5 protein-coding genes are annotated in these 3,871 nt (G+C 31.5%); all 5 read right to left on the bottom strand.

The features are described 5' to 3' along the window. A partial coding sequence (locus Q0625_RS13360; RefSeq protein WP_298828243.1) for a helix-turn-helix domain-containing protein occupies positions 1–205 on the bottom strand: 205 nt, incomplete at its 3' end. Beyond that, the gene (locus tag Q0625_RS13355) at positions 202–486 is read right to left on the bottom strand and encodes a helix-turn-helix domain-containing protein (RefSeq protein WP_298828240.1); all 285 of its coding nucleotides are present in this window, start codon (positions 484–486) and stop codon (positions 202–204) included. The genes Q0625_RS13355 and Q0625_RS13360, both read right to left, overlap by 4 nt. Positions 487–572: 86 nt before the next feature. After that, positions 573–2,807: a hypothetical protein gene (locus tag Q0625_RS13350; RefSeq protein ID WP_298828237.1), complete on the bottom strand. Its 2,235-nt coding sequence runs from the start codon at positions 2,805–2,807 to the stop codon at positions 573–575. A gap of 66 nt (positions 2,808–2,873) precedes the next feature. Next, positions 2,874–3,305 carry a TraQ conjugal transfer family protein gene (locus Q0625_RS13345; RefSeq protein ID WP_298828245.1) on the bottom strand — a complete coding sequence of 144 codons (432 nt, stop codon included), beginning with the start codon at positions 3,303–3,305 and terminating at the stop codon, positions 2,874–2,876. 18 nt (positions 3,306–3,323) lie between these two features. Then, on the bottom strand, positions 3,324–3,871 hold a 548-nt coding region (locus Q0625_RS13340; protein WP_298828234.1), incomplete at its 5' end, for a conjugal transfer protein TraO.

Below are 3,871 nucleotides of genomic sequence, written 5' to 3'. Positions count from 1 at the left end.
AAGGAAATAGCCCATCATCACGGTATTGCTGTAGGGTTCTTTTGGTGATATGCAGCAGCTCACAGACCTCCTTTCCTGATAGAAATACCTCGCCGTCAAATACAGGACGGAAGTTTTTAAGGATAAAGTCCATTTGCTGTTTAAGTTTTTCAAGCTGACTTAGGTAAGAGCTTAGTTCCTGGTGTGTTTCTGTGAGCAAGTTCATCGGGTTTGATGGTTAGAGGTTAAAAGTTGTTCTACATCACTACGCTTAAAATAGTTCTTGCGGTGGATGCACGAGAAAGGCAAGAGTTTTTGGTCTTTATAATACTGCAAAGCACGCTTACTAATGCCCAAAAGCAGACAAACCTCCTGAGAGTCCAACCACTTTTCTTTTTGCCAAATCCCTTTATAAGTATCCATTACCACTTGCAGAGAATTGTTGAGTTGCTGTACATCTTTTTGTATCTGTTCAAAAATAGATTTTTCTATAACTACTACTTCCATTTGCATTATTTTGCGCAAAGGTAAAACAAAACAAGCCTACTTTTAAAAGTAGGCTTGTTTTGGAAGAGAAAGGAGGATTTTGGCTTTTACAAGGGTTCTAAATCAGATAATTTATTTTCAGTTCCTAATTCTTCAAATTCATTATTAATATTTATTTGGATAATTTTTCTATCCGATTTAAATTTTATATGCCCCACAAAAAGTAATCCCAATAGGATTTGTAATTCATTTTCTTTTTGATAATAGTTTATATCATCAATCCATTTTTCTTTTATAGCTTCATTTTTTGGAAGATTGATATCTATTACAGTACTATATATATTCCATTTATCACTAATCTTTTTCACTTGTAGTTCTTGTTTGACTTCCTCTGAAATATCTGATTTTTCTATTCTAGGTAAATTAGATTTTTCTAAAATGAAAATAGTGTTTTTGAAATCTATTGCAGGTAAATAAATGACATTCTCTTTATATTTACTATTTTCTATTTTCTGAGTAGTTTCATATCCTCCACTAAACACTATTATTACAATATCTTCTTTGTCCTGAATAATTCTATCCATTCCTTCTAATAGATTATTATTGTTTAATAGATAGCGATTAGTTTTTGCAATTAAAAAACTATTATAAATATCTCTTGGAATAGAATACCTTGAAATGAGATTAGCTAAACTACTATCAAAACCCATACAAGGGATATCATCATCTACAAAAAAAGATTTATTAGATAATGTTCTTTGTCCTAAAAAAGTAACCTTAAAATCAGTATCAAAATCTTCTGGATTATTAATTGAGAGATACTCTTCCAAACAATTCTCTAAGATTTCTTTTGATGATGCGTAAAATTGCTCTATTTTCTCTTGAGATAATTCGGCTCTTTTCTTTTTATCTGATATATGTTCGTCAATAGATTGTTCAAGCTCAATTATAAATTTATCTATTTCTGAATATTTTAGTTCATAGGTATTCCACAATTCAAGTTGTTCTAAGGCTTCTTTATCTTCTAAAACCTTATTCAAACAGAACTTAAAATAAGTAATTGATTCTTTCCAATTGTACAATTCCATTAAAGATAAATCATTTAAATATGGTTGATTTGTAATATTAGAGTAATATAGACTTTTAGACAGTTTATATTGCCTAATAAACAACACACATAAATAACGACAAATCCAAAAAACAACTTGTTTATTTGTTCCTACACTATCCAAATTTGGAAACTGATACCTACTAAAACCTATAATAAATTTTGGGATTTGCTTGTTTTCATTCCTAAAAAATTCTATCCAATCAAATATATCTCTCATTTTATAGGGTAAAAGCTTATAATCAGGAGGAGATTGTTGAGAATAAGAAAAAATATATTTTAAAGCCTCATAATTCTTAGAATAAAGCAATAAGCCTCCAATAGCATAATGAAATTCTAAGAATCTTTTACGTTCTTGTTCTCTTTCTTTAAATTCCTTTTCATTAGACTTGTCAAAATTCAAGACAATTTCTTTTAGCCCGGTCCAAAAATATTGATTAGAATGTGCCCAAAATTTACTTATATAATCAGTATTATTCCTAACTAATGTGATATTATACCATAGGTTATTATAAGTGTCTTCTGATATTTTTATGCTTTGAGTATCATAAGGTATTAATAGTTCCCCATTAATAGCACTATACCTAAGAGGCAATAGGTCTTTATAATTATTCTCGACACACTCATCAATTATACGACGAATCAATCCATAAAACTCTTTATCATAGTTTAATTCTTTATCAGTATTGTTATATTCCTTTCTATACTTAATAACATAGTTAAAATAAAACTTTAATAATTTACTTTGTAAATCAATGTCTTTTGTATTAACAGCATATATAGCTATATCATTAATAGACATAAAAGCATATTCTTTAGTTTTTCCGTTGGAATTTTCATATCTTTTAATGATATAATCAAGTAAGCTATCTATATTGCTATTATATATAGAAATCTTTTTTATCCATTTGAAAAAGATAAATAGTAATAAAGCAGTTACTAAAGAAACTAATATGTTTGCAGAATTATTAATAAACCAATTATCCCAACCAAATAAAGGTTCAAATTTAAATATAAGGGGGATTAGAAGAAATAAAGAAAGGTACAATATCCATTGAAAAGAACTTTGGTTATAAAATCTCTCTTGTTTAAATAAAGCTATAATGTATTTTGAATGATACTTTTCTCCTATATTAGATATGTTGTTTAGAATTATAGGATATGCTGTTCCTAACAATATGATTATTAAAGGAACACAAATTTCTACAATGTTATTTATTGATAGTAGTTGCATCTTATTTTGTTTTATTTAAGACTGCAAAACTACAAAAAAAATCCCGAATTAACGGGATTTTTCTTTTTACTCTTTTTTCACATTAAACTCAAAATCAAGTTTCTGTTCATTGCCGAAGGAGTCGCTTATCCAAACGGAGAAAGACTGGTTAGCTTCTGAGGCAGAAGTGTAGTAAAGCCTAAACGCTCCTTTGGAGGCAAGTGGATAAACATCATTAACAAGTAAGACTTCTCCTTGTGGAGAGGTACGTAAACTACCTTTTCCCTCATACTGAAAGTAACGAATAAAATAGCGGTTCTCATCGTACTGGTAGGGAGAGCGCAACTCACAACGTATTTCTACCGTATCGGTTTTACCTATACTTTTAGGCACGGGCAATACCTTTACCTCAAAAGGAAAGTTTTGTTGTACGTCCAACTCTTTTTTACAAGAGGTGAATAGGCTCACACATAGTATTGCGATGAGTCCTATTACAATTTTCTGATTTATTTTCTTCATCATATTGTCTTTTAAAGGTTAAAACATATAGCGCAGTCCTACAGTAGCACAGGGGCGCAGTAGCTCAAAGGAACTTCCCCACAGAGCTGCTACCTTGCCAGAGCAAAGCACTAAAAAATGATCACTTAGGTAAGTCTCTACCTGCAAACCTACCTGTGCGCCATAGAGAAAATTATTTTCGTTCTTTAATAGTGCCCCATCAGGAAGGAGGCTTTTGCTGTGATTGACTACCTCATAGCCCAAAAGAGCTTCTGCTCCTAAGTTCAATGCCACCGTTTTACTGCTGTCACTGACTAAGGCAAAACTATAGCCTCCTGCACCTATATACCTCTCAACGGGTATATTCAGACTCTTGTAAGGGTATAATCGCCTTTGATATTCAAGGGCAAAATGCTTGTAGTTACCCCTTTTAGCATTGATACTATAGCCCAACTGCACCCCAAAATCATCAGAAAAAGAGGAAGTAAAAGCCTCTGCAGGTGCAACCCAAGAGAGCGAGATACCTTTTTGCTTGGGTAACAATCGCTGTGCCTGGGCAATGGAGCCTCCTAAAAAGCACAGACAAA

This window comes from uncultured Capnocytophaga sp. (assembly GCF_938029845.1).
Taxonomy (GTDB): Bacteria; Bacteroidota; Bacteroidia; order Flavobacteriales; family Flavobacteriaceae; genus Capnocytophaga.
The sequence above is the reverse complement of the archived record's forward strand: the minus strand, read 5'-3'. Positions and strand labels throughout refer to the sequence as shown.